Genomic DNA, 26,137 nt, shown 5'->3' with positions numbered 1-26,137 from the left:
CTCTCCTTTTAGTGGTTTCCCAATAAACCATTCCGGGTTAAAACAGATCGTATTCCATCAACTTCGAGTCGATCTCTCGATTCGCTTCCAAACGTACATACCGGGCCTTTACCGCTTCCGTGAAATGAAAGTTGCGGCGGGTCGGGTCATTCTTCAAATTACCGAACTCAAAAGCTCCGGCTGTTTTCCATGTCTTTCCGTCATCGCTGATCTTCACGGCTCCCTTCACGATCATCTGGACTTCCTTGTCCGATTGTGGCGTATAAGCCAAGCCGGACAATATGCGAGGCGTATCCAACCGGATGGTGACCGAGCGGGAATTATCAGTTTCTACTTTCCAACTCCTCTTGTCATATCCCAAGAGCGACTCACACACCTCACCGGAACGACCATTCAGTATGGCAACCGCTTTCACCTCACCGTTATCCCACACGAAAGGCTCCTTATATTCCGGAGAATTCTCGTCGGGCATCGTACCGTCAGTCGTATAATGGATCTTGAAGCCAGCATTTAAATCGCTAGCCATATCCTGCTCATACGTATTCCATTTGAAATCCTGGCGCAAGGTCTCAACACAAACCGCTCCCACCTCGTTCCTGCGCACGGTCAACCGCGGCGGACGCGACTCGTAATAATAGGCCGCTACCTCACTGATAGCCGGAATCAGACGTGACTCCAATATGCGCACCCTGAATTTGTCGGTTGTCACGTTCGGGAAACGGAGGATCCGTTTATAACCGATGTTAGTCGCCTCCACGATCTCTTTCCACTCGCCATTTACCCAAGCGTCAAGCGCATGTCTCTCCACTCGTTCACCATTGGTAGCGATCGCTTCTTGCAATATAAAGCGGTTCACGGTAACAGGCTTCGCGGTCTCTATGACAACCCCTTCGCCTCCTGCGATCACAGCACGGAAAGTGGTATCATCCTTATCCAACCATTCTTTCGGGCCATCCGCCTGAGCCAGCAGATCCGTACCGTACGTCTGACGGATACGCTTGCCTACCTCTTTCAATACGCTGACATCCTGCGCAGAGAAACGCCCCTCACGGTTGGGGGGGATATTCAACAAGAAAGTAGAGTTTCCACCTACAGCACGCTCATAGATATCGAACACGTCGTCCGCGCTTCTCACACGCTGGCGATCATCATCTCGGTAGAACCAACCCTCACGAATAGACGTATTAGTCTCAGCCTGTTGATAATGCAGATATTTTGCCTTGAGTAATTGTTCGCGGCTACCCAAATCCTCATCCGTCATGTCGGGGAAATAAGAGGTCGTGTCCGGATTTTCCGGGTAAGGGATGATATTCCATTCCGTATCACGAGTCCTTCCAGCCTCATTGCCACACCAACGAATATCCTCGCGGCCAAAGATCACGGCCTCCGGCGCTAACGAATGAATCAAGTCCTTCCAAGCCGAATATTTATATTGCTGGCCTCCCTTGCGCTTCGGGTGTGCCCCATCGAACCAGACCTCATGGATCGGGCCGTATTCGGTCAAGAGTTCGAATAGCTGGTTCATGAAATACTCATTGTAATCATCCAACTCAAACTCGAAAGTAGTCTTGTTTTCAAACGGACGCCCCGGCACCTCATGCGGAATGGTACGCTTGGTATACTTACTCAAATTACCATACAATCCCGTAGGACTTTCAATTTGGAACAAATCCGCCGGAGAAAGGTATACTCCCAGCTTCAAGCCATACTTTTGGCAAGAGGTGGACAAGTCCTTCAATACATCCCCCTTTCCATCCCGGAAACCGGTGGACATGATACCGTGCTTCGTATAACGGCTCTGCCACAAGACAAAACCATCGTGGTGCTTGGCGGTGAATATAACCTTCTTCATTCCCGCCTCTTTCATCGTCTCACACCATTGATCCGTATCCAACTCCTTCAAGTCGAATATACGAGGATCCTCCATACCATTTCCCCACTCCATGCGGGTGAACGTATTAGGCCCGAAATGGATAAAAGCGATAAACTCATCCCGTAAAGCCTCCAACTGATTGTCGGTAGGCACGATATGCGCCGCCTTCTCAATAATCATTTCCGGAGAGTCCGTAGCCTCAACCAGCATCGTTGGACGGCACTCCATGGTCAGTTCCGATTTCGGGTTGTCGGCACAGGCCGAAAGTAATAAGCAACCCAATACTAAATTCAAGTATTTCATTTATCAGTATATTTATTATTCTACTCTTACTAGGATCTCTCCCCCGATCCGTTCTCCTTTCCGAACAGGTTTCCGGTACGGATCGTAATAGGTACTCAGGAATATCTCATTTCCGGCCGTAACAAAGTCGGCAACCAAAAAGCGGATCTTGTCCTTCTCCAACCAAGAACGCCAATGTTGCCGGCCGTTAGAAGGAACGGTTATCTTACTTCCATTCATGCTTCTCAGCCCGGCATACCATATATTCCGACGTGTAGACCGGAAATCATTACTACCCAACTCATTATAATCCATACTCCAAGACCAAGCCGGTTCCGTATGCGGATCGACCTTCTTCGGAAGACCCTCATAAAACAGGCTGGCCTCACCTACCGGACGACTGATATGGTCGGAAGGATAGACACTCCACAACCCGTCACGACGCCAGAATGTTTGATCGAAAGAAACAGGAGCCTCGAAGACCAATCCCCATTGTCTCGGATTCACATCCTCAAGCGCATCAAAGGCATAAACGACCGACAGCTCACCATTCGCATTCACCTTCAAGTCATACGACCCGGCAAACTCCTTATACGCCCCTTTTACCTTTACCACCACATCATTTCCCTCTCGGACAGCATCTACTTTCTCAACTTTCCAATCAGAGCATAAATCATTAAACGCAGGCGTATTCGCATTATGATTCGGATAACACCCCCCACTGGTCAACGGCAACGCCATCAACCACGGCCCGCCATTCAAGACCTCTTTTTTCCCTTTCTTTACCGAAAGTATCTGACCGGAAATACGGCTGATCTCGCAAGTAAAATCCTTTCCGGTAATCATATAACGATCTTTTTTCTCTTTCAAGCGAGTCGGAACAGCCGTTAACACCTGCGACTCATTCTGTATCTGCCTTCCCACCGGAATCAGATACTCATCTGCCGTAAATCCGCGGGGATCCACGAAAGAGAGATAAAGCTCATTGGCCTTTTCCGGATGAACCGGCCGAACACGCAACTGCCCTTTCTCACCAGGTTCAAGATCAACAAAGATACTTCCTTTTTCTTCCCCATAGACCCAATTAACCTGCAATTCATTCAAGTTCGTATACGTGTACCGATTTTCCAGATCAATAACCAGTTCCTTGGCCGGAGATAATGTCTTTGTAGTCACACGAATCGGACTATAAATCTTTTTCATATCCCAATATTCCGGTTTCGGCCGACGCCAGCCATCAATTGGCCCCCAAGCGCCATAACCAACCGCATCACCGTTCGGTAACTGGAAGATGTCATCGATACCAGACCAAATGGAACCACCCAATACACCCGGAGTCTTATACATATTTTCCCATGTAGGAGCCAACGCTAATGCCCAATCGCTCCGGACACCGGGATCCGTCACCAACTCACTCCGATTATATACATTTAAGTGGCAGTATTCACCATAGGTCATCGGACGATCACTCTTCGCCGCTACCTTATACCCATCCGGCCCCGGATAATGAATATTGGAGATAGGAGCCGTGCTCCCCTGATTATTAAAGCCACCATATCCTTGATCGTGAAAGGTGAACGGACGTGTCGGGTCCGCCTTTTCCATATACACCTGTACCTGCGCAAATTCCTTATTCCAATAAGACTCGTTCGCCATAGACCAGAAGATAATGGAGGGATGATTCCGGTAGAATTGGATCATCTCCATATTGACTTGCAATACATAGGGATAATATTTCTGTTCGCGGTAATCCAATACCTTCCAGTTCTCATTCGCATGATGGCCAAGCCAGCAAACCGGAGCCTCTACCTCGACAAACATCCCCAGCTCGTCGCACACCTCCAACATCTCCTCACAAGGTGGATAATGAGATGTACGGATGAAGTTACAGTTAGCGTCCCGATACAACTCAATATCTTTTCGTGCCAACGCCGGATTCATCACACGGCCTGTCAGCGGATGCATCTCATGACGGCACACACCTTTCAGCTTAACCGCCTTTCCATTTACTAGCATACGATTTCCTTGAATCTGGATCTCTCGGAAACCAAAGCGTTTCTTCACTTGCTCGACAATCTTTTCCGAAGTTCCCAACTCGACTTTCAACGTGTACAAATTAGGATGCTCGCTATCCCACTTTTTCGGAGAGGCAATCTTTCCGGTCAACCAACCGCTCCAAGTAGATCCAGCCGCTATCTCCGGAATAACCTGACTCAAAACGACCGGTTCACCCGATACCGAAAGACGAACCGAGAGATTCTTTTGCACATTCGCAGAAGCATTCGTTACCGATACATACACTTTCAATTCCGCATCCTTATATGCATCATCCAAATCCGTTACGATACGCAGATCGGACAAGTGAACCTCCGGAACGGCGAAAAGCGTCACTTTACGCGTAATCCCCCCCAATTGATGCGCCGCATATTGCGTCAAGCTACCCAACATATCAGCCAACGACTCACTACGAACCCGCAAAGCCAATACGTTCTCGCCGCTCCTCAACCCATTCGTCACATCCAGCTCGAAAGCTGTCATACCTCCCATATGGGAACCTATCTCCTTTCCATTCAAATAAACGACCGACTCGCTGGAAACACCATCGAAGCGCAACTTCACCCGTTTCCCGCTCCAATCCGCAGGCAAGGTAAACGTAGTCTGGTACCCCCCAAAAGCCGCGGAATCAACCTGAAAGCCCTGCATAGACCACTGTCCCGGTATCACGATTGGCTTCCACTCCTGCCCCATCTGTTTCCGCTCATAAAAATAAGTAGCGGGCTTCTCATTAAACGACCAAATCCCATTCAATGATAAGACCGGATTATATACGCCGGCTACCAGATGCGGCTTAATCGCATATATAGGCAACACCTTTTCGGCACAAACGGTCGTATCTACCGTATACGCTTGGATATGTACCAGATCCTTTTTCCGATCCCCCTCGAAAGGTTTCAGCGGAGCTGGGTTAGACGAATACAAATTCAGTTCCGAGACAACCGCATTATCGCCATTCAATGCCTCAAATACCAAGACTAACTGTCCATAAGCATAGGCTTTCTTAGGCAGGTCTATCACATATCGTCGCTCCACTCCTTTCTCAAGGACAACGGGGGCTTGTACCTCATTCCCATCGGCAACGACACGTTGCTCGCCGCGCTTATCAGCCAGATAGACAACTTCCATCTGGTAATCGGCCTGTATATCCATCTGGTCGAAAGCATAGATAAGCGTATTGCCAACGTTGATCGTTTTAGCCTCCTTACTCCCCGGAAAAGATTCCGGCAAGATACCATTCTCTCCCTTTATCAGAAAGGGCTGCGCATTATCCACACCGCAATCATTGGTCGCCACTCGTCGCAACCCCTTGTCTTCAGCCTGCAAGACAAAACAAAAGGAAAGTAGAAACCCGGCACAGAATAAAACTCTCTTATATCGATCGTACATACTTTTTATTACTTCATTATTTTATTATTTCAAGACAGAGCGTATAAACAAGAACTCTCCATTCACCCGCTCCCCATACTTCAACGTACGGTAAGCATATTCTATGTGCGGAGAAAGGAAGCCCTCCTTCCCTGCATTATTATAATCCGCAACCAGCATCCTCACCTTTTGCTTATCCTTCCAGCAACGGACCGATTGTGTACCGTCTGAAAGCACCTTCATCGAGATTCCCGATTTACGATCGGCTAACGTAGCCTCGTAAATATGCTCCTTGGTAGAGCGAAACATATTCGATCCCGATGCGGTCTGATCCAAACACCAATCCACGGACGGTTGCTTATCCGGACCGGCCATTCCGCTAATTGCCAACGACTCGTTGAATAACTCGGCCTTGCCCTCCAAGGCCCCTATATGGTTCTCCGGATAAACCGACCAATATCCTTTTCGTTTCCACTCGAGCTGCGTATAAGTAGCGGGAAGCGATAATACGACACCGATCTGGCGAGGCGAAACCTCTTTCAGTACCTTAAAGTCGTAAGCGATAGAAACCTCGCCCGTAGACAATATCCGATAGCGCCACTCACCTTCCGCCTCCTGATATTGGCCTCTCACGACGATCTCGATCTGGTCCTCTTCCTCTCTCTTCTCAATGGAAGTAGCCACCCAGTTCGTACATACGGGATTATAAGGCTCGAAATCCTGCCCATCGCCCACCATCTGGATACCCCGTCCGGTCGAGTTAAGAGGCAACAACATCAATACCTGCCGGTAATCCTCCAGCAAGCCGTCCCGTTTGGAGACTTTATAAGTACCAGACAAGGAGGTCACCACGATCGCCTCAGCGGTTTCCTCGCATCGTATCGCTTGTCCCGCTTTCGGAGACAACGGACGCAAGCGATCCGGCTGGATCTTGAATTTATACTCATCCACCACAAAGCCCTGCGCCCCGGTAACAACCACCGACAAAAAAGACTCCTTTCGGGCCTTTTCCGGCAGATTGATTTCCAATACACCGCTTTCCCGAGCCGCTATATCCGCAGTTACCGTACCAGACAGATTTCCGGCTTTCCATTGAATCTCGCAAGCGGATAAGTTCGTGAAATTATAGCGGTTCTCGACATCAAACATAACCTTTCCGTCCTTGTCCATATTCCCTCGAAGTTCCAGACGTACCGGGCTGTAGGCTTTCTTCATCCCCCAATACTCCGGTTTCTCGCGTCTCCATCCATCCAAGGGTCCCCAAGTGCCATACCCTACGGCTCGGCCTCCCGGAAGGAAGAACGTATCATCGATACCAGCCCAAATCGCCCCCCCCAGCACACCTTCACTATGATACATATCGTTCCACATCCGATCCAGCAGTTCGCCCCACATGCTCCGGACACCCGGATCTGCGGAAAGCTCGAAACGGTTATAGGCATTCAGATGACAAAATTCATCAAACACGACCGGACGCTTATAATTACGATACTTCTCCGGACCTTTCGGACCCGGGTAATGGTGGTTTGTCACCTCCAATTCTCCCTTATCCGCATCCGGGCCCCATTGGCTGAAAATACGCGGACGCGTAGGATCTATTCGCTTGACCACTTCGGCCGCACGTTTGAAGTATTCCGTATATAAATTAGACTCATTCCCCATCGACCACATAAGCACGGAAGGATGACTGCGGTTCAAGTTCACCATCTCGACATGCTGGTTGACCAATACGGCCTCCATTTTATCCTCCGGCACTTTCGTCTCGTGCGCCCAGCAAAAAGGAGCCTCTACCTCGACAAACATTCCCAGCTCGTCGCATGCCTCCAGCAAGGCCTCGTCGGGCGGATAATGGGAGGTACGAATGTAATTTACGTTGCCAAGACGGAAAAGCTCGACATCCTTTCTCCATAGACCCTCACTGACCGAACGTCCCCGCAGGGGCATCACCTCATGACGGCATACACCTCTCAATTTGATCGGCATGCCATTCACGAACATCCGATTCCCACGCACCTCGATTTGGCGGAAACCCACCTTCCGCGAAGTCTCGTGCAAAAGCTTGCCTCCATCGGTCAGACGGCAGGTAAGCGTGTATAAATAAGGATGCTCCGGATTCCATTTCTCCGGATTCTCAATATCAAAGGACACTTCCTTGCCCACGACCTTCCCCGCTTCGATAACCCCTACCGGATAGTGGTCTTGCGCCAAGCGAACCGTTTTTCCTTGGGCATCCCGCAGATGGAAAGATAAGCTTAACTCATTCCCAGAGGATACCGAAGCCTCATTCGCCAATTCGGTCTCTACCTTCAATACCGCTTTCGTATAAGTAGAGTCGAAAGCCGTAGAAACATGGAACATGGATATATTTCGCTCTGGCAAAGCGAACAAATACAGGTCACGGGTTATTCCTCCCAATGGATGAACCGCATAACGGGAGCCACTGGCCAAAGAATCCGCAACTGTCTCACAGACCACCGCCACATCAATCCGGTTCTCTTGCCCGAATCGAATCAACCCGGTCACGTCCGTCTCAAATGCAGTAAAACCACCTATATGATAAGCAGCTTCCTTTCCATTAATATATAAGCGGCTCTCACTATAGATAGCATTACATCTAAGCTTGATTCTCTTGTCCTTCCATGCGGCCGGCACGGAAAAAGTCCGGCTATATCCCGCCGTCGCTCCCTTTTCTACCTCAAAGCCTTGCATGACCCATTCTCCGGGTACCTCTATCGGTTTCCAGGCATTGCCAAATGCGCCCCGCAGCCAAAAACGCTCGCCCGGCGACGTGTTAAATAACCACGTACCAGCCAGCCCGACCCGTTCTTTCTCAATACTCGAGGACAACGGGGATAAGCGAGGTACGACTGTCTCTGCCAAGGATAAAAAACGGATGGCAATGAAGAAGACTAAAATACTTAATGATCTCATGGTTTGTTTATTGTTAATTCTTTATGCAAAGATCTTAAAATTAGCATGAAGAACAGAGGATCCGCTTGCGAGAATATTAGCATATACGGAAAAGCCAGGAAAAGTTGTTGCACAAAACGGAACCTAATCATTCTCCGTAATCGATTTAACGTCTGTTCAATATAAGTATTCCTCTTGTTTCATACTTTGTCTGAAAAAATTTATACCTTTGATATTCTAAATGAAATAGGATCAGTAAAGTCTAAACTAAAATAAAAGAATGGAATACGCAATTAAAGAAATAGCAAGAGTTATCGGTGCTAAAACAAACCAATTGCTTGACGATACGGTCAGTTTATTGTTGACTGACAGCCGTCGTCTCTCCTTCCCGGAAAAAAGCCTCTTCTTCGCCTTGAAAACCAAGACGAACGACGGACATAGATATATACAGGAACTCTATAAACTTCGTGTTCGCAACTTCGTGGTAAGCGATATGCTACCGGAGTTCGAGAGCATGAAGGATGCGAACTTCCTGATCGTAAAAGATACGTTACGAGCTTTACAAAAGCTGGCGACTCACCACAGGAAGCAATTCAACATCCCCGTGATCGGCATCACCGGTAGCAACGGAAAGACGATCGTAAAGGAATTCCTCTATCAACTGCTGCATAACGAGTTCAACATCGTACGTTCGCCCCGGAGCTACAACTCCCAGTTGGGGGTTCCTCTCTCGGTATGGCAGATGAGCGAGAAAAATACACTGGGCATCTTCGAGGCCGGTATCTCACAACCGGACGAGATGGAACGCCTGCAACCCATTATCGCCCCCACGATCGGTATCATCACGAATATCGGGGAGGCTCATCAAGAGAATTTCCTCTCCTCCAATCAGAAATGTATGGAGAAGCTGACGCTTTTCAATGATTGCGAAGCCATTATTTATGATGGGGATGATTTATTTATCGCCAATTGTATCGAATCGGCTTGCCTTTCCCATAAAGCGATCGCGTGGAGCCGTACGGACTCCGAGGCTCCTTTGTTTATCGAGTCTATCGATAAGAAAGAGTTTGAGACGATCATTCACTGTACTTTACTGGGCTTCAACCGGGTCGTTACCATTCCGTTCACGGACGACGCTTCTATCGAGAACGTGATCCATTGTATGGCGGTTATGCTTTACCTAAAACCCACCAGCGTAAACGACGTAACGAAATTCTTGCATCTTGAGCCGGTGGCTATGCGATTGGACGTAAAGCAAGGTATCAACAATTGCCTGTTGATAAATGATACCTATAACTCGGATATCAACTCCTTGGATATCGCGCTCGATTTCCAACAAAGCCGCCGGGTAGGCAAGCAATTAAAGAGCACTTTAATCCTCTCCGATATCCTTCAATCGGGCACCTTGCCGAAATCTCTATATAAGAAGGTCGCCGATTTGGTTCGCCGTAAGAAGATAGATCGTATCATCGGTATCGGCCGCGACTTAAAGGAATATGCTTCCGTCTTCGAGATCGAGAAGGAGTTTTACACGACCACCGAGGAATTTATCAAGTCTCCTTCCTTCAAGAAATTCAAGGATGAGTTGATCTTGATTAAAGGTTCCCGCCATTTCCATTTCGAGCAGATCTCCGAGTTGTTGGAGAAAAAAGTGCATGAGACGATCCTAGAGGTAAATCTGGATGCGATCGTACATAACTTCAATCAGTATCGTTCCAAGCTAAAGCCGGAAACTAAGATGGTTTGTATGGTAAAAGCTTTTGGTTATGGAGCCGGCTCTTACGAGTTGGCGAAGACCCTTCAAGAACATCGTTGCGACTATCTGGCCGTGGCGGTAGCCGACGAGGGAGCCGAATTGCGTAAAGAAGGCATCTCGATCCCCATTATCGTCATGAATCCGGAATTCAGTAGTTTCAATGTCTTGTTCGAGAACCATCTGGAACCGGAAGTCTATAGCTTCCGCCTATTGGATGCCATGATCCGGGAGACCGAGCGCAGAGGCATCACCTCTTACCCTATCCATATCAAGATCGATACCGGCATGCATCGCCTAGGGTTTCAACCGGAGGATGTCCCGGCGATCTGTGAACGCTTGAGAGCGCAATCCGGGGTTATCGCCCGTTCGGTCTTCTCTCATTTAGCCGGAAGCGACTCGTACGTCTTCGATGATTTTACCCATCAACAATTGGATAAATTCACCAAAGCCGCAGGGGAATTAGAAAACGGGTTAGAGTATAAGGTAATCAAACATATCCTAAACTCCGCAGGAATCGAGCGTTTCGCCGCTTATCAAATGGATATGGTACGTTTAGGTATCGGTTTATACGGGGTAAGCGCATCCGGACAAAAAGGCTTACGGAACGTCAGCACCTTGAAGACGACGATCCTGCAAATACAAAACGTACCCGCAGGGGATTCGATCGGTTATAGCCGTATGAGTTATGTGAAACGTGATTCCCGGATCGCTATCATCCCGATCGGATACGCCGACGGATTGGATCGCCACTTCAGCAACGGAGGCGGGGAGGTCTTGATCAATGGACAACGCTGCCCGATTATCGGCAACATCTGCATGGACGCTTGCATGATCGACGTCACCGACATCCATGCGCAAGAAGGCGACGCCGTAATTATTTTCGGCGACGAACTACCGGTGAGCGAACTTTCGGATAAACTGAAAACAATCCCTTATGAGATATTAACCTCTATCTCGCCTCGGGTAAAGAGGGTTTATTTCCGGGAATAAGAAGTAACTGCCAACAAAGAATGGCTCTACCTTGTTTTAATATCAAGGCACATATTCAAATGTCAGGCTATGATATTCATTTGCGTATGTTGCACATTTTGTGTATGTTTGTGCCGTAATTAATAAACAAGAGGTATGAGTCATAATTTATTGAAAGGCAAGAGAGGCATTATCTTCGGTGCGCTAAACGATATGTCTATCGCCTGGAAAGTGGCAGAAAGAGCCGTAGAGGAAGGTGCGACTATCACGTTAAGCAATACGCCTATCGCTGTTCGTATGGGTCAGGTAGATGCTTTGGCGGAGAAGTTGAACGCGCAGGTAATCCCGGCGGACGCAACCAGCGTAGAGGATCTGGAGACCGTATTCGCGAAGTCAGTGGAAATATTAGGTGGTAAAATAGATTTCGTTTTACATTCTATCGGTATGAGCCCGAACGTACGCAAGAAACGTACGTACGATGATCTAGACTATGGAATGCTGGAAAAGACGTTGGATATCTCCGCTATCTCTTTCCACAAGATGCTACAGGTAGCCAAGAAACAAGACGCTATCGCCGAGAATGGTTCCGTCGTGGCATTAAGTTATGTGGCCGCCCAGCGCACGTTCTTCGGATACAACGATATGGCGGACGCTAAGAGCCTGCTGGAATCTATCGCCCGTAGTTTCGGTTACATCTATGGCCGTGAGAAAGGCGTACGTGTGAACACGATCTCCCAATCCCCGACAATGACAACCGCAGGTAGTGGCGTGAAGGGAATGGAACACTTGATGGACTTTTCTAACAAAATGAGTCCACTGGGTAACGCCAACGCTGACGAATGCGCGGACTATTGCGTAATGATGTTCTCCGACTTTACCCGCAAGGTAACGATGCAGAACCTATACCACGACGGTGGTTTCTCAAGCATGGGTATGAGCCTCCGGGCCATGAACCAATACAGTAAGGGATTAGAGGAATATACAGACGAGAACGGACACGTCATTTACGGCTAATATGTTAGTAAAAATATATCCGGAGAATCCGAATCAAAAAGAAATAGACAAGGTCGTCAAAGTCCTGCAGGACGGCGGCCTTGTCGTTTATCCTACCGACACGGTTTACGCGATCGGTTGTGATGCGTTAAACGTGCGTGCGGTAGAGAAAATATGTCAGATGAAAGGGGTTAATCCACAGAAAAGCAACCTGTCTATCATCTGCTACGACCTGTCTAATCTTAGTGAATACGCCAAGGTAAGCAACGCCGCTTTCAAACTGATGAAGAAACATCTACCCGGTCCTTTCACCTTTATCTTACCCACCAGCAGCGAGCTTCCAAAGATTTACAAGAACCGGAAAGAAGTCGGAATCCGTGTACCGGACAATAACATTACCCGTACATTGGTACAATCCTTGGGAAATCCAATCCTAACCATGTCCATCCGTGACGAGGATGAGGTGATCGAATATACGACAGATCCGGAATTGATACACGAGAAATACGAGCATCAAGTGGATATCGTAATCGATGGCGGTTTCGGAGGATTGGAAGCCTCTACGGTTATAGATTGCACGACGGATAATTTCGAGATCGTACGTCAAGGCAAAGGAGAATTGTAGCTATCCACCACGATTTGTATTCGCTCCTCCGGCAGATTAGCAGGGAACTCCAAGCTTATTTCTTGTTGGTCACCCGGCATTAGCGTAATATAGTTATCCGAATAATGTACCGGTAGGATTCGTTTGCCTGTCTCCCTATCAAAAACCTTGATACGGTTGAAGAACGAGATCTGCGAATCTGCGCTCAGACGGACTGTACCTACGAAATTCGAGCCTTCCTTCTTGATCTCGGTCTTGATATCCGGTCTTGACTTCGGAAGTTGAGATAAGCTGGTGTAGTCTTTCGGCTCGGTTGTCAGCCAATAAATATTGGGAACGTCCGCATTCAAAGCCAGCCGTAAGAAATAAGCGCCTTGGATCCCTTCCGGAACGGGGATATCCAATAATTCCTGTACCGTATTCGCCTTGGAGCTCGCTCTCGTCTCTTTCTCCCAAAGCAGTTTGCCTTCCAGATTATAAATACGGGCTATAATCGATAAATCCGTATAATCTTTCAGGGTCGTATTCAACAATCCCGCCTTACGGGTTACCGGGTTATAATAGGCATGTAAAGGTTCACAGCCTTTCCGGGTTCCGTACAAGGAAGCATTTACATCGAGAGACCAATCATACATTTGCCCCCGCAAGGATGTCCATGGATTCTGGGTTTTCCAGATCAAGATACCCGTATACCAATCCCACATATGAGAGGCCCAGCCTTCCATAAAACTACGATATTGGTCATAGTTCACGACTTGGGCATACTTACAATAGGTCTCAATATCCTTCACCTCCCCATATCGCTCCAGATGATCGCCATAGCCCAGATCCTTATGATACCGCCACGTATAATTACGAGTAAAACCTTTCCTTGGGAAACCGGCCAAATCCTGTTCCGTCATCATCTCCCGCATACTCTCGACCTCCGGGGAACCAACCGATCCGGCTTCCGGATTAAACGGATGCGAACGGAAGCTAAAGAACCATTCCGGCTCTTGTATACCGTAAGGACCATCCCCATTATCCCCCAAATAATTCCGGGTAAACAACGTATCTGTAGAGAAACTCACGAAAAGACGCTCCGGATCTAACCGGGGGAAAACCTCCTTTCTCAAACATTGATCGATATCTTTAGCTAAAGGCCATTCATTCGCCCCACACCAGAAACAAAGACTCGGATGGTTACGGATCATTTTCACTTGATCTTCCACGGAGGCGATAAATAAATCGTGATTATCAGGATATTCCCAACGACGCTCTCGGGAATCCATCTTGGTCGGGTCCTCCCAAGCGCCATTGCAATCACCACTGCCCCACAGATCTTGAAAGACTAAGATACCGAACTCATCACAGGCGTTATAGAATTCCGGCCGTTCCACCAACGCACCTCCCCATACACGGATCATACGCAGATTCATTTCCGCATGGAAACGTACCTCATCCCGATAACGTTCCGGAGAAAGACGAAGCAGCCAATCGGAATTAATATAGTTACCACCCGTGACGTATATTTTCTGTCCGTTCACGAAGAAACGGCGTCCCCCGTTATCCGGGCATTTATCGGAAGTAATCTCTCGGATACCGTAACGCAACCGTTCACGGTCACTCACTTGATTCCCGATCTCAAAAGAGAGGTTCATATCATATAAAGGCTGCTCACCGATACCGTTAGGCCACCATAAACGAGGATTCTTTACCGCTAAAGGATTCAAGGATACCGTTTTCTTCTCGAATGGCGATAAAGTAACCGGCTGGGTTAAGCGGGTTCCGTTCGTCTCACAAACCAATAGCCCCTTTAAGGAAGTGCTCCCGGTATTCTCTAGCTCGACAGAGGTATTCACAAAAGCCTCCCTTTGAGTTTTCGTTTCCGGATCACGTACGCCGGGTACCTTGGTCACGACATAAGGAGAAGAGAGGCATACCGGCCCGGTTGTCGTAATAGAGACCTCATCCCAAATACCCGTATTCCGGTCACGTACCGGTTGTATCCAGTCCCAACCCGGCGTATATTGCATCGTATTATTCCGGGCGATCTGCCCATCACCACCTTGTCCGCCATTCGGATTTCCGGCATGTGTAGGTGGATAAACCAATACCGCTAATACATTGGGGGCATCCGTACGAAGATAAGGGGTTATATTAAAAGTCTTCCTCAAGAACATGCCCTCATGGGTATTTCGATTGATCCGCTTACCATTTAAAAAGATTTCCGCCTTATAATTAATGCCCCGGAAATTTAACCAGACATTACGTCCCTCTGGTAAATTATTGATAGTAAACTGACGAGTAAACCAATAAGTATAGAAATCATTGCCGACCTCATGTATATCGGGTATCAGATTGTTATTCAAGCCGAACTCGGGAGCCGGATACATATGGTTCTCCAAAAGTGTAGTCAATACCGTGCCCGGCACACGGGCTGGTAACCATCCTGTTTTATCCAAAGGCGCCGCACTCAACCGGTTCCCATCCATTTTCACTTCATTCGCTTTCCGGGCATACCAATCTGAGTGAATCAAGGTTTTCTCTCCCGGCTCCGGGATCGCCAACAAGGCTTGCTCCTCTGCTGATAAGGGCTTTAACCAGCAAGCCAGACAAAGCCAACAAAATAAATAAATACATCTGTTCATCATATAATCTTAGATTTATCCTTCTAAAGTACTACAAAATTCAGAAGGGCCTCTTCGCAAACTCGAAGAAGCCCTTTCATTACATATTATTTAACAATAAAACCTATTAATGCCGATTAGAAATTACCTGCACCAGCTTTATCCCACCATACATGAGTACCACCTTTATCACCGGAGATCGAACCCGTATTCTCTTGGTTCAGCAGCTCGATACCTTTTTGATATTCCACGGTATTCGTATTATCCTCATTATCGGAATACAATAAACGACGAACCTGTTCATTCGTATCAATATCCCCATTACTCTTATTCACGCGGTTCGGGAATAATTTCGGATAACCTGTACGACGAAATTCCGCCCAAGCCTCGCAAGACAACGGGAAGTTCGCAATCCATTTCTGTGTAATGATACGTTGTAATTTCTTCTCATTAGTTGCGCTCTCATCCCACTTAACCGTAATATCATTCTGAGCCTTGATGCTGTTTTGACCATTAACCGGGTCGACGAAGTCCTTTTGTGTTGTCGTGCCACTGATATAAGCATCGATCTCTGTTTCTGAAATTGAGCTTACTCCGGCCAGACTTCCCTTATAAGCCAACTGATTCTTAATAGAAACACGGATACCTTGTTCATACAGTTCCTTCGCCGTACCTCCCATGTTACTCCAACCACGCAACGCACCTTCCGCACGCAAGAAATAACCTTCGGCTGCCATCATTACCGGTAAAGCTGTTGTATAAGAACAAACGATCTTCGAGAAGTTACCCCATTGATTCGGTTTAGCAGGCAAGTCACAGCCGCCGCGAATACCTAAATATTGAGTACCGGAATCGATCGTCTTCCCATCCTCACATTCAACATCAGCTTGGTTCTTCGTCATATACAGCGGTAAGCGAGGATCTTGGAATCCTTCCAGTATCGTGGTTAAGTTAGCGTTCATGCCACTATCTCCCCATTCGAACATACGAGTTTGCTCATTACTCAAACTCTTATTGATCAATACATCCTGCTTTAAGATAGCGCCCTTGGCAGCCTCTTCAGCTTTTTGTTTAGCTAAAGTCGGGTCGGCCTTCACGATACGCAAGGCTGCACGTAGCTTTAATTGATTGGCTACTTGAATCCACATATCCAAATCGCCATTACACCAATAGTCGAATGACTGTCTCTCCTCCAATGTGGATTTCGGACTCTGGAAATCTTGAAGCGCTTTATCTAACAATTCGAAAATGGAGTTATAAATGCTCTGCTGTGTATCATAAGAGAACGAAGCACCATTTGTCGGATCTTCGATGCAAGACGTATAAGCTACCGGGCCGTAAACATCCGTCAACATCTGGACCGCATAAGCCTGAACAACACGCATCATTCCCGCATAGTCTGTCAATCCTTGTTCGTCACAAGAGGCGATCAAACGACGTGTATTATTGAATATGTGCAAATAAACATTCTCGTACATACCTCCACAAAAACTACGATTCAACGCATAATCCACGTTACCGGAACCATTGAAATTATGTGGTGTCATGAAATAACCACTAAACAAGTCTACGTTCAAACTAAAGCAGTACTGGAACAAGTTCTGTTGCGGAGCATATACATAAGACAGCGGTTCTTTAAACTGCGCAGAGAAAGGAAGAGTGTTCGGGTCTACCTCATACTGATCGGTATTCAATGTCTCAAAATCGTCTGTACAGCTCACGGTTGTTAATCCTGTGCTAAAAGCTAAAGCTGATACAGCCGCATATTTTAGAATTCTATTTAGTTTCATAAGTAATACCTGTAAGATTTAGAAATTAAGTTTTAAGTTCAAACCAAAGCTACGGGTTGTCGGCAACGCAAACATATCGATACCCTGCCAGCCATTACCCGTTCCAGCAGCTACATCCGGATCCATCGGAGCATCCTTATAGAAGAAGAACAAGTTACGTCCAATGATAGAAGCGGTCAAGTTTTTACCTGCGCCAAACAAGTTGCGGAAGGTATAACCAAATGATAACTCACGCAAACGAACATTAGTTGCGTCATATACGTACTGGGAAGTCAAGATATTAGAGTTGTAGCTTGTACCACCGGTAGTTGAATAATACAATTGCGGATCAAATTGTACTCCATCGACCTCTACAAAACCTGCGTCACGAGCCAAACCAGAACGTTCGGAAACGCCCCAACCATCCATGGTAGCCTCAGTCATCGACAAGACCTTACCGCCAACCTTCGCATCGATTAAGAATGACAACGTGAAATCTTTATAGTGGAAGGTATTTGTCCAACCCATGTTCACTTTCGCATTCATATCGCCCGCATAAACAAGATCTTTATTATCGGATCCAGCTAATACAGGGGCACCGGTATCAGAGACAATAGGCTTTCCGTTATCATCACGTTGTAAGTCGCGAACATAAAGGTCTCCGAAATGCCCACCTTCTTTCAAGAGCACTTTGGCACCTGTACAATAACTTGTCAGGTTCCACTCGGAAAGCTCGTCGGCCAACTCTATAATCTTGTTATTATTGTAAGAGAAGTTAAAGTTCGTGCTCCAGCTGAAATTATCTGTAAATTGATTATACCAACCTAGACTAACCTCGAAACCTTGGTTTTGTACATTACCAGCATTAATATAACGGCTCTTCAAACCTGTTTCCCATGGAGCGGAGATGTCAAAATATTGATTCTTGGTATTTGTCTTATAATAGGTCAAATTTACGTTGAAACGATTCTGGAAGAATGTACCATCAAAGCCGACTTCCAACGAATTTGTCTTTTCTGGTTTCAACGTACGGAAAGATGATTTTTCCGGCGGATTCAACGCTCCTTGATCTCCTAATGTATAACGCTCGTTGGTCACACCGATAGGCACATCGTTACCTACAATAGAATAAGAAGCACGTAACTTGAATAAATCCACGTTCTTGCCGAAATCAATAAATCTATCCAACAAAACACTTGCTCCAACAGACGGATAGAAGAATGAAACACCATCTGTAAACGCCAATGTTGAGGACCAGTCGTTACGGGCACTAACATCGATAAACAGACCTTCCTTATAACCAAATTGGGCAGTAGCAAACACTGAATTCAAACGTTTCTCAGCTAAAGTCTTTGTAGTCTGTAATTTATAATAGTTAGCCGGAGAGAAGATATTAGGATAGTAAGCACCACTTGTAATCACGCCCGCATCGTTAACAGAGAACTGAGAATCACCCCAACCGATCAATTCTAAAGAAGAACTTTTTGTCTTTTGGTAGCTTCCACCTGCAGTTACAGACAAAGAATAAGTATCCTCCCAAGTCTTATTATATTGGGCCAACAAGTCACCATAAGTCTGCTCGCTATTCACGCGTGTGTCTTTCATCGTACCCAGCAAGTTACGGCCTGCCGTACTAGACGCATATTCATTCAAGTTCCATGTCTCATCACCACGTTCATAGCGCAGGCGACCTGTAACGGAAAGACCTTCCATTATGTCATACTTGACACTACCGCCAAACTCATAGCGATTACGATAAGAAACCGGTTTTTGGCGATTCAACATCCAGTATGGATTGGAGAACTGCTCTTGAGCGGTATTTGTCCAATTGTGTACATTTATATTTCTTGTCCCATCGTACACCTCATAGTTACTCTTATAATAATCCCAGTCCTCTCCTCTTGGAAACAAGTAAGCGCCCAAAGTAGGATTACCTACATAACCGGCAGTCGGCTGGTTCTCGATATGCTGATTATTATAACGAGCAGACACGTCTACATGAAGTTTTGTCCATAGGTTAAAGCCAACCTTCGCTAGCAAGTTATGGCTCATATATGTATTCTCCGGAACGATACCATTAGAAGATACATTCGCATAAGAAAAATAAGATGAGATATTATCATTACCACCAGCCAACGAGATAGAGTTGTTGGTCGTATAGCCAAGATTATAATAATCCTTCGCATAGTTTGGAGAAGAAGAAGCAAGCTTATCGCCCCAGCTAAACGTTCCTTGGTTACTTACGCCATAAGAATTCTGGAACTTCGGTAACACCATCGGAGTCTCAACCGTCGTATTGCTAGATACATTTATAGCGACTTTTCCAGACTGCGATGACTTAGTCGTAACCATAATGGCACCGTTGGCAGCGACCGCACCATACAAAGCAGCGGCGGAAGCACCTTTCAACAAGGTAATCTGAGCGATATCGTCCGGGTTGATAGTAGACATGGCATCACCACCATCACGACCACCACCATAAGATCCATCAATCTGTGAATCCGAGACATTCATCATCATAGGAACACCATCCACAACGATCAACGGCTGATTATTACCACTAATAGATTTATTACCACGGAACAAGATCTTGGAAGAACCACCCGCACCCGTAGAGTTCGGGGTAATCTGCAAACCAGCGCTCTTTCCTTGTAAAGAGTTGATCATATTCACATTCTTAATCTCGTTCAAGTCCTTACCGCCTACCGTTTGTGCGGAATAAGTCAAAGTCTTTGATTCACGTTTGATACCCATCGCCGTTACGACAACCTCATCCAAAGCCTCTGCGTCTGAAACCATCGTAACATCGATTTTCGTACGGCCATTTACAGGCTCCTCAATCGTTTTCATACTTAAATAAGAGAATACCAAAATAGAGTTTGCGTCAGCCTCCAAGGTATATTTTCCATCAAAGTCAGTAATGGTACCGGTTGTCGTACCTTTTACTAACACGTTCACTCCTGTTAGTGGCTCATTTAGATCCTTGTCAATGACGACACCACTAATCGTTAGTTTCTGTGCATATCCTGTAACACACAGAAAAAACGCCAATAATAAGATAAATGACTTTCTCATGAAAAATCGTTTTTGATTTAAGTGATTCTACATTTGTGCTTTTTTAATTTTCATACTCTTTTTAGAGAGATCGGGCTCTCTTTTCTTTCTTTTTTAGTGCATAGGCATTTACTCTTTTTTGTTTAAAGTTATTATTATGTTCATACAGAAATCTCTTTCTATTTAAAATCAAACGGTTCTATTTTAAATAATAATAACAACGTAGTATCATTAGAACTAAGTCGTTTTTCATGTTTTGACAGACAAATATATATATAATAACTATACATACAAGTTAAAACGTAACAAAAATCAGTATGTTCCTCACTTTTTCAGGTGTTTGCGATAACACATAGTCAAATTTTCATCATCCCTCAATAAATTAAATATGTTAATTTGATTTAGTTCTAATGAAACTAACAACAAATTTCAATTAACATAATTTTTCTTCATTATCATCTTCCTCCTATAACATCCAATCACTATCTGACTATCATCTTGGAATAAAATTACAGCTCTATTTACAAGCTTCGAAAACAACTCAGTCAGGAAATTAACCATTAACTCTAATTTCTTCCACAAATATTCAATGATTTGCACAGATTATCTCTACATTTGCGATATATATATTAATGTATTGACTATGAACTGGACCCAGCTATTATCCGGCAAGCGTTTCGGGATGGAAGAGTATCACGAGCGGAAACATGAGAGAACTGATTTCCAACGTGACTATGACCGTTTGATTTTCTCATCCCCTTTTCGAAGACTACAAAACAAGACACAGGTGTTCCCCCTTCCGGGAAGTATCTTTGTACATAACCGACTTACACATAGTCTGGAAGTATCATGCGTAGGACGTTCATTGGGTAATAACGTAGCGAAAGGACTTATGCAAAAATATCCGGACGGCAGTATCAACTTCCCAGAGATAGGTTCCATCGTATCAGCCGCTTGCCTTGCCCATGATATGGGAAACCCTCCATTCGGGCATTCCGGAGAGAGAGCGATCTCCGCTTACTTCTCCGAAGGGAATGGGCGAAAACTAGAAGAGAAAGTACGGAAGGAACGGGGACGCTGGGAAGACTTCGTCCATTTTGAAGGTAACGCAAACGCCATGCGGTTGCTGACCCATCAGTTCATTGGACGCAGAAAAGGGGGATTTGCCTTAACATATAGCACATTAGCCTCTATCATCAAATATCCTTACGCATCCATCTATTCAGGAAAGAAAGGGAAATTCGGCTTTTTCCAATCGGAGGAGAGAAGTTATCTGCAAATCGCCCAAGAGCTGGGGATCGGGCATAACCCGGAAGCCCCGGACAAATTTCTTCGTTACCCGTTAGTTTACTTAGTAGAGGCGGCAGACGATATCTGCTATCAAATTATGGATATAGAAGATGCTTGCAAACTACATATCCTGACCACCGAAGAGGCCGTACAACTATTATTGGGATTTTTCGAAGGAGAGCGGTTGGAGCATATCCACAAGGTCATGCATATGGTAGACGATACCAATGAGCAAATCGCCTATCTGCGTTCTTGTATTATCGGGCTATTAGTAGATGAATGTTCCCGTGTCTTTTTAGAGAACGAGGAAAGCATCCTCAATGGTACCTACAGCACTCCGTTAATCAGTAACATATGCGATCAAGCCAAACAGGCTTACGCTAATTGCTCGGCTACAGCATACAAGAAAATATATAAGGCAAAAGAAGTGCTCGACATTGAATTAGCCGGTTATCATATTTTCAGCCATCTGATCGACAGCTTGACCGAGGCCGTGATGAACCAAGAGCATGCTTACAGCAAGCTGCTCTTACAACGGATACCGGAGCAATACGACACAAACGCTCCTACTACATATGGCAAGATACAATGCGTACTCGATTATATCTCCGGCATGACCGATGTATATGCGCTCGATCTATACCGGAAAATCACAGGTATGAGCCTGCCGGCCGTTTGATGTTGTAATAAAGTGTTAGAATTCTTCCCGGTACTTGCTTTCCATGCGATCATCCAAGATACTTAGATAGCTTTTATAGCGGGACTCGCTGATTAGCCCATCGTTAACGGCTTGAATGACGGCGCAGCCCGGTTCATGACGGTGCGTGCAGTTATTGAAACGGCATTCTTCCGAGTATTTAAACAACTCCCGGAAATAATGGGAGATCTCAGCGTCCGCCATCTCGATCGTTCCAAATCCTTTGATACCCGGAGTATCGATCAAATAGCCTCCCCCGGGAAGAGAAATCATCTCGGAAAAGGTGGTCGTATGCATTCCTTTGTTATGATATTCGGAGATATCACCGGTACGGAGATTCACCCCCGGCACCAGTTTATTGATAATCGTGGATTTTCCGACACCCGAATGGCCGGACAAAAGCGTAATCTTATCTTTTAGATCCGCTTTCAAGGCATCCAAACCTTCCTCGGTCCGGGCACATAGCGTCGAACAGGGATAGCCAATCGAGGTATACAACTCGATTAAACACTCCAACGCCCTTTGATCCTCATTATTATAACGATCAATCTTATTGAAAACTAATTTAACGGGGACACGATAAGCCTCGGCTGTCGCCAAGAAGCGATCGATAAATATCGTTGTTGTTATAGGATAATTCACTGTAACGATCAGCATCGCCTGATCCAAGTTCGCGGCGATAATATGCGATTGCTTCGATAAGTTAGAGGCACGACGGATGATATAATTCTTACGCTCCTCGATCTCTGTAATAAAAGCGGTTCCTTCTTTATTAATATCGATTACGACACGGTCTCCTACCGCAACCGGATTGGTACTCTTTATGTCTTTCAGACGAAAGTTACCCTTGATCTTACTCTCTATATCTCGCCCGTCTTCCGTACGGACCGTATACCAACTACCTGTGTTTTTTATTACCAGTCCCCTCATGAGAATTGAAAATTGAGAATTGAAAATTGAGAATTGGAATAAGGACTCAATGGGGTTCCTTAATTCTCAATTCTCAAGTTTCAACTTTCAATTATTTAAACGGTCATTACTTCTTTTTCTTTAGCGGCGTAAAGCTCATCGATCTTTTTGATAAACTTATCATGGATTTTCTGAACCTCTGCCTCGGCGTCTTTCTCTACGTCCTCGGGAACCCCATCAGACTTGATGCTTTTCTTCAAAGCCTCAATAGCGTCACGACGAGCGTTACGAACGCTGATCTTCGCATTCTCCGCCTCCTGCTTACATTGTTTCACCAATTGACGGCGACGCTCCTCAGTCAACGGAGGAATACCTAAGCGGATCACCTCACCGTTATTCTCCGGCGTGATACCTAACTCAGAATCCAGAATACCTTTCTCAATATCGCGGATGATCTTCTTCTCCCACGGAGTGATCATGATAGTCCGTGCGTCCGGAACCGTCACCGTAGCCACGTTAGTAAGAGGAACAGGCGCCCCATAATACATTACCTTCACACAATCGAGGATTTTCGGATTAGCCTTACCAGCCCGAATGTGAGACAATTGCTCGTCCAGATACTCAATGGCGAACGTCATCTTCTCTTCCCCTGCTTTGATCAATTGTTTCGTATCTATCATAAATATACGTTTTTTGTTTGCGAATCTTTTAATTAACAAAAGTAATAAAGATTTCTAACTCCGCAAGCATATAATTAAAATACTACCGAAGAAAAGATTCACAAGACTCCATAAATAGATCCGCACATACGGATCTATTCTCAATTCGCCACTGCCGAATGATCGTTCGGCGGTGGCGAATATATATTCAGTGGCAACGAACGATCATTCGGCGGCGGCGAACGAAGAAATCATATAGATCCGACAAAAAATATATCCGTATCTATTATCGTTTACTTAACTTGGGCGTAAAGAATAGTAAGTAGGCTACGCCCACGCACAACACCAGTATTGCCCCTGCCTGAGAAGCCAACATATCGGATGCCACTCCCATAAAGATCGGGAAGATCGTGCCGCCAAACAGTCCCATAATCATCAAGCCGGACACCTCATTCTGCTTATTCGGCATAGAAAGCAGGGCTTGGGCGAAAATAATAGAGAAGACGTTCGAGTTTCCAAAGCCGATCAAGGCGATACAAGCATAGATGATCTCTTTCGAATGGAAGAACAGCAGACCGATCATCGCCAATAACATCAAGAAAACACTAAAGGCAAAGAATCCTTTCGGAGAGACTTTTCGCAAGATAAAAGCCCCGGAGAAGCATCCCGCCGTACGGAAGATGAAATAGAGGCTCGTGGCGAAGCCTGCGTCGGCCAACGTCATGCCTAGACGTTCCATCAAGATCTTCGGGGCGGTCGTATTCGTCCCTACATCGATCCCCACATGGCACATGATACCGATAAAGCAAAGCAGGATAAAAGGCTTGCCCAGCAAAGCCAGACATTCGCCAAAGGTGGAGGGCCGCCCCTCCTCTTTGGTCTCATGGATAGTGGTAGCTCCCAATAGCAGGATAGCGATCACGGCGATCACCATATAGACCGGAAACAAGACACGCCAACCGAGTCCCATCGACGGTATCGCTTGGGTAGCGCCCCACATAGCAATATAAGGCGCCAAGAAGGAGGCGATCGCCTTCACGAACTGACCGAATGTCAAAGAACTAGCTAGTTTATCCCCGCTTACGATATTCGATAATAACGGGTTCAAGGAAGTCTGCATCAAAGCGTTGCCGATACCCAACAGGGAGAAGGATATCAACATGACCATATACGCGTCGTCGAAGATCGGGATCACCAGTGAAAGAAACGTTACGATCAAGCTCAATAACACGGTCTTTTTCCGCCCGATACGGTTCATCAACATCCCCGTCGGGACGGAGAAGATCAAGAACCAGAAAAACACGAGCGACGGGAAGATATTCGCCTCCGAATCACTCAAGCCTAAATCCGCTTTCAGGTAATTAGAGGCGATTCCCACTAAGTCCACGAATCCCATGGCGAAGAACGCCAACATCACGGGAATCAATTTCAAGGATGAAGTCTTCTCGCTCATGGCTTATAAATCTTTAGGGTAAGCAGGCCATGCGCCACTCTGCGTACAAACATAAGCGGCTACTTTCACCGCTTTCTCATGTGCCTCACGTAAAGGTTTTCCGGTTAAGATCGATGAAATAAACGCCCCGGAGAAAGAATCGCCGGCGCCTACCGTATCTACCACCTGTACCTTCGGGGTAGGAATCGTAGAGACCTCCTCCTCGGAAAAGATCATGCTATATTCCGCGCCAGCGGTAAGAACTAAATAACGAAGATCATATTTCTTCATAAGCCCAAGGCAGACCTCCTCGGTCGTACCTTCCAGACCAAACATCGGGCGAAGCATTTCCAATTCCTCATCATTGATCTTGAATACGTTCGCCAATTCGAGCAACGATTCGATCAATTCCTTCGAATAGAAATGCTGACGGATATTGATATCGAAAAAGCGCAAGGCATGACTAGGCATATAAGAAAGCAAGGTACGAAGCGTCTCACGAGATTCCGCGGCACGTTGCGCCAATGTTCCGAAGCATACGGCGTCCGCACGTTTCATCAGGTCGATAGACGCTTGGGTAAGAGGGATATGATCCCATGCCACACCTTCGATGATCGTATAGGAAGGGATGCCGTTCTTTAGCTCTACCATCACGCTTCCGGTCGGATATTCCACCGTACTGATATAATTACTATCGATACCGTTCTTATCCAATTCCTGAATAATCTCGGTTCCGAACACGTCGTTGCCCACGGCACTGATCGCATAACCTTCCGCTCCTAATTGGGTAGCGTGATACACAAAATTAATCGGCGCTCCACCGGCTTTCTTCACTTCCGGGAAAACATCCCACAATAATTCACCAATGCCTACTACTACAGGTTTACTCTTTTCCATGATATATTTTG

14 protein-coding genes are annotated in these 26,137 nt (G+C 46.2%); 4 read left to right on the top strand and 10 right to left on the bottom strand.

Features of this window, described 5'->3' with window-relative positions; all coding sequences use genetic code 11:
- Positions 1 to 37: 37 nt before the first annotated feature.
- The 3 genes from DWY79_RS09055 to DWY79_RS09045 are packed head-to-tail and all read right to left on the bottom strand — an operon-like array spanning position 38 to position 8,509.
- Positions 38 to 2,176, bottom strand: a complete 2,139-nt coding sequence (locus DWY79_RS09055; protein WP_122369223.1) for an alpha-L-fucosidase — start codon at positions 2,174 to 2,176, stop codon at positions 38 to 40.
- Positions 2,177 to 2,191: 15 nt separating this feature from the next.
- Positions 2,192 to 5,599: a glycoside hydrolase family 2 protein gene (locus DWY79_RS09050; RefSeq protein ID WP_122369222.1), complete on the bottom strand. Its 3,408-nt coding sequence runs from the start codon at positions 5,597 to 5,599 to the stop codon at positions 2,192 to 2,194.
- A gap of 24 nt (positions 5,600 to 5,623) precedes the next feature.
- Entirely contained in the window at positions 5,624 to 8,509 is a 2,886-nt protein-coding gene (locus DWY79_RS09045; protein WP_122369221.1) for a glycoside hydrolase family 2 TIM barrel-domain containing protein, read from the bottom strand.
- Positions 8,510 to 8,768: 259 nt separating this feature from the next.
- Here DWY79_RS09045 and DWY79_RS09040 point away from each other — a divergent pair, with 259 nt between their 5' ends.
- From DWY79_RS09040 to DWY79_RS09030, 3 genes are all read left to right on the top strand, one after another.
- Positions 8,769 to 11,234 (top strand): bifunctional UDP-N-acetylmuramoyl-tripeptide:D-alanyl-D-alanine ligase/alanine racemase, encoded by a 2,466-nt coding sequence (locus DWY79_RS09040; RefSeq protein ID WP_121961580.1) that lies wholly within the window; start codon positions 8,769 to 8,771, stop codon positions 11,232 to 11,234.
- Between the two features lie 135 nt (positions 11,235 to 11,369).
- The gene (locus tag DWY79_RS09035) at positions 11,370 to 12,227 is read left to right on the top strand and encodes an enoyl-ACP reductase (protein ID WP_008779136.1); all 858 of its coding nucleotides are present in this window, start codon (positions 11,370 to 11,372) and stop codon (positions 12,225 to 12,227) included.
- 1 nt (position 12,228) lies between these two features.
- The gene (locus tag DWY79_RS09030; protein ID WP_008779135.1) at positions 12,229 to 12,831 is read left to right on the top strand and encodes an L-threonylcarbamoyladenylate synthase; all 603 of its coding nucleotides are present in this window, start codon (positions 12,229 to 12,231) and stop codon (positions 12,829 to 12,831) included.
- Here DWY79_RS09030 and DWY79_RS09025 read toward each other — a convergent pair.
- From DWY79_RS09025 to DWY79_RS09015, 3 genes are all read right to left on the bottom strand, one after another.
- Positions 12,810 to 15,443: a glycoside hydrolase family 2 TIM barrel-domain containing protein gene (locus DWY79_RS09025; protein WP_121961581.1), complete on the bottom strand. Its 2,634-nt coding sequence runs from the start codon at positions 15,441 to 15,443 to the stop codon at positions 12,810 to 12,812. The two genes, DWY79_RS09030 and DWY79_RS09025, sit on opposite strands and share 22 nt — an antisense overlap.
- Before the next feature lie 113 nt (positions 15,444 to 15,556).
- Positions 15,557 to 17,209, bottom strand: coding sequence for a SusD/RagB family nutrient-binding outer membrane lipoprotein (locus DWY79_RS09020; RefSeq protein ID WP_121961582.1), 1,653 nt, complete (start codon positions 17,207 to 17,209; stop codon positions 15,557 to 15,559).
- Between the two features lie 18 nt (positions 17,210 to 17,227).
- Positions 17,228 to 20,263, bottom strand: a complete 3,036-nt coding sequence (locus DWY79_RS09015; protein ID WP_005867376.1) for a SusC/RagA family TonB-linked outer membrane protein — start codon at positions 20,261 to 20,263, stop codon at positions 17,228 to 17,230.
- Positions 20,264 to 20,885: 622 nt separating this feature from the next.
- Between DWY79_RS09015 and dgt the strand changes: the two genes are divergently transcribed.
- Complete coding sequence (dgt, locus tag DWY79_RS09010) at positions 20,886 to 22,211, top strand: dGTP triphosphohydrolase (protein WP_122369228.1); 1,326 nt, start codon at positions 20,886 to 20,888, stop codon at positions 22,209 to 22,211.
- A gap of 15 nt (positions 22,212 to 22,226) precedes the next feature.
- Here dgt and rsgA read toward each other — a convergent pair whose 3' ends face one another.
- The 4 genes from rsgA to DWY79_RS08990 form a co-directional block, all read right to left on the bottom strand.
- On the bottom strand, positions 22,227 to 23,159 hold the full coding sequence (gene rsgA, locus DWY79_RS09005) for a ribosome small subunit-dependent GTPase A (protein WP_048927091.1): 933 nt from the start codon (positions 23,157 to 23,159) through the stop codon (positions 22,227 to 22,229).
- A gap of 95 nt (positions 23,160 to 23,254) precedes the next feature.
- Positions 23,255 to 23,818, bottom strand: coding sequence for a ribosome recycling factor (gene frr, locus DWY79_RS09000; protein ID WP_005859749.1), 564 nt, complete (start codon positions 23,816 to 23,818; stop codon positions 23,255 to 23,257).
- A 265-nt stretch (positions 23,819 to 24,083) separates the two neighbouring features.
- Positions 24,084 to 25,250, bottom strand: a complete 1,167-nt coding sequence (locus DWY79_RS08995) for an MFS transporter (RefSeq protein ID WP_121961584.1) — start codon at positions 25,248 to 25,250, stop codon at positions 24,084 to 24,086.
- 3 nt (positions 25,251 to 25,253) lie between these two features.
- Positions 25,254 to 26,126, bottom strand: coding sequence for a carbohydrate kinase (locus tag DWY79_RS08990; protein WP_122369220.1), 873 nt, complete (start codon positions 26,124 to 26,126; stop codon positions 25,254 to 25,256).
- Between the last annotated feature and the right edge of the window lie 11 nt (positions 26,127 to 26,137).

The organism is Parabacteroides sp. AF27-14, assembly GCF_003635425.1.
Lineage (GTDB): Bacteria > Bacteroidota > Bacteroidia > Bacteroidales > Tannerellaceae > Parabacteroides > Parabacteroides distasonis.
Note: the sequence above shows the minus strand (reverse complement) of the source record. Positions and strands in the feature narration are given on the sequence as shown.

Excerpts from the sequence above, each read along its gene's own strand:
- DWY79_RS09055 (WP_122369223.1), bottom strand. The coding sequence starts at position 2,176 with ATGAAATACTTGAATTTAGTATTGGGTTGCTTATTACTTTCGGCCTGT.
- DWY79_RS09050 (WP_122369222.1), bottom strand. The coding sequence starts at position 5,599 with ATGTACGATCGATATAAGAGAGTTTTATTCTGTGCCGGGTTTCTACTT.
- DWY79_RS09045 (WP_122369221.1), bottom strand. The coding sequence starts at position 8,509 with ATGAGATCATTAAGTATTTTAGTCTTCTTCATTGCCATCCGTTTTTTA.
- DWY79_RS09040 (WP_121961580.1), top strand. The coding sequence starts at position 8,769 with ATGGAATACGCAATTAAAGAAATAGCAAGAGTTATCGGTGCTAAAACA.
- DWY79_RS09035 (WP_008779136.1), top strand. The coding sequence starts at position 11,370 with ATGAGTCATAATTTATTGAAAGGCAAGAGAGGCATTATCTTCGGTGCG.
- DWY79_RS09030 (WP_008779135.1), top strand. The coding sequence starts at position 12,229 with ATGTTAGTAAAAATATATCCGGAGAATCCGAATCAAAAAGAAATAGAC.
- DWY79_RS09025 (WP_121961581.1), bottom strand. The coding sequence starts at position 15,443 with ATGATGAACAGATGTATTTATTTATTTTGTTGGCTTTGTCTGGCTTGC.
- DWY79_RS09020 (WP_121961582.1), bottom strand. The coding sequence starts at position 17,209 with ATGAAACTAAATAGAATTCTAAAATATGCGGCTGTATCAGCTTTAGCT.
- DWY79_RS09015 (WP_005867376.1), bottom strand. The coding sequence starts at position 20,263 with ATGAGAAAGTCATTTATCTTATTATTGGCGTTTTTTCTGTGTGTTACA.
- dgt (WP_122369228.1), top strand. The coding sequence starts at position 20,886 with ATGAACTGGACCCAGCTATTATCCGGCAAGCGTTTCGGGATGGAAGAG.
- rsgA (WP_048927091.1), bottom strand. The coding sequence starts at position 23,159 with ATGAGGGGACTGGTAATAAAAAACACAGGTAGTTGGTATACGGTCCGT.
- frr (WP_005859749.1), bottom strand. The coding sequence starts at position 23,818 with ATGATAGATACGAAACAATTGATCAAAGCAGGGGAAGAGAAGATGACG.
- DWY79_RS08995 (WP_121961584.1), bottom strand. The coding sequence starts at position 25,250 with ATGAGCGAGAAGACTTCATCCTTGAAATTGATTCCCGTGATGTTGGCG.
- DWY79_RS08990 (WP_122369220.1), bottom strand. The coding sequence starts at position 26,126 with ATGGAAAAGAGTAAACCTGTAGTAGTAGGCATTGGTGAATTATTGTGG.